Origin of the sequence: Breznakia sp. PF5-3, from assembly GCF_029504745.1 — a bacterium.
In the GTDB taxonomy this organism is placed as follows: domain Bacteria; phylum Bacillota_I; class Bacilli_A; order Erysipelotrichales; family Erysipelotrichaceae; genus Breznakia.
On sequence record NZ_JAQFIQ010000088.1, the window covers coordinates 1 to 1,564 of the forward strand.

The window sequence follows — 1,564 nt, forward strand, 5'->3', positions numbered from 1 at the left end:
GCTTGAATGTCAGAAGAAATGCAACAATGAAGGAAAAAGAAGCAAAAGGTGATGGATAAACAAGAAAAATAATAAACTATATTCCTATATTGACAAATATAGGGTATAGTTTAGATATAAAACATGGTAAATTAATCACGACAAAAAGGAACACTGGATTTAGGTATCAACTAAATGCAACACTGTTCATTTACTTTTTGATGGGATAATTGCTTTGTGTTTTGTATACTAGATTTATTGGTTAAACAATGATGAATCTACAATTACATCATCAGGTTTAACTGCTTTGTATCCAAGTAATTGAATTAGTTTTAGCTCTTTCTTGGATAACATTTGAAATGGTGATTTATTACTCAACCTTGGACGGATTATAGAGTTAATATGATTCACCATTTTTTTAATATCTTCATCAGTTAAATGATCAAAGGATTTTCCTTTAGGAATGTATTTGCGAATATACTCATGATTCTTTTCAATTGCCCCTTTTTGATAAGAGGCACCAGCATCGCAATAGAAAACATTCATTCGTTTATATTTTCGATCCAGGCATTCCAAACCATTAACGTCTTTAAATTCACCACCGTTATCAGTAAGACCTATACGGAACAAATTAGCAAAATTAACGGTTTCTAATCTTCTTTCAAGCTCATCAAATTTATCAACAACCGCTCTTGTGGTTTTCTCGTTTAAAAGAAAGACTAGCATAAATGTACTTTTACGAAATAGGATAGTGAGGAATACCTTATGGTTTCCTTCGCTATGTGAGATGACAGTGTCAAATTCAAAAACGTTGGCATTGTTATGTTTCTTACAATATGCTTTGAAATCCGTGTAAGTACGACCTATGCGCACTTTATAGCCAAAAGATGATGTGTACTTCTTATGTTTTTTATAGCGAACCCTAGCAGGTAAATCGCTGTTGTTTATTTCGAGGATGCCTTTATCAATATAACGATAGAGGGTAGAAAGTGAAAGACCAAGCTCATCGCAATGAGTAGCATATACATGAGAAAGAGATTGATGTTTGTCTCGAATCAAAGGAGTAAGAATTTTATTGATTCGAGTGATTTCATAACAATCGCATTGAAGTTTTCTACGTGAATTAATCAAACGTTTAGAAGCGTAAGAATCTGCATTTGCAGTAAGGTAACGGTATTTATGTTTTTTACAATATTTAAGGTTCTCGCATCCATCGCATACCCAAGGAGCAGAAATAAGTTTGATACAAGAGTCTTTTTCATAGTTAGAACAATTACGATCACATCCAGGGCCTTTTCTGCAAAGCTTCACATATTTGCATTTATCCCCAAGATGACCTTGATGAAATGTACGATTACGTTTAATCTCTCTAGAAATTGAAGTAACATTTTTATTAATAGCAAGAGCAATTTGTCGAAGACTTTTCTTTTTTAGGATCATAGATTTGATGACAATTCTATCATCTGTAGTTATATGTTTGTGGTTATTCATAATATTATCCTTTCTCACAAAACACAAAGCTCCTTCTACTATACCGGTTTCATCTTAATGCAACAACCTGTTGCTTTAAGTTTAATAATCAAGG

At 32.6% G+C, this 1,564-nt stretch carries 1 protein-coding gene; it reads right to left on the minus strand.

Going from position 1 to position 1,564, the window contains the following annotated elements:
• Positions 1-234: 234 nt before the first annotated feature.
• Positions 235-1,470, minus strand: coding sequence for an IS30 family transposase (locus tag M2475_RS11360; RefSeq protein WP_277491654.1), 1,236 nt, complete (start codon positions 1,468-1,470; stop codon positions 235-237).
• Positions 1,471-1,564 lie beyond the last annotated feature (94 nt).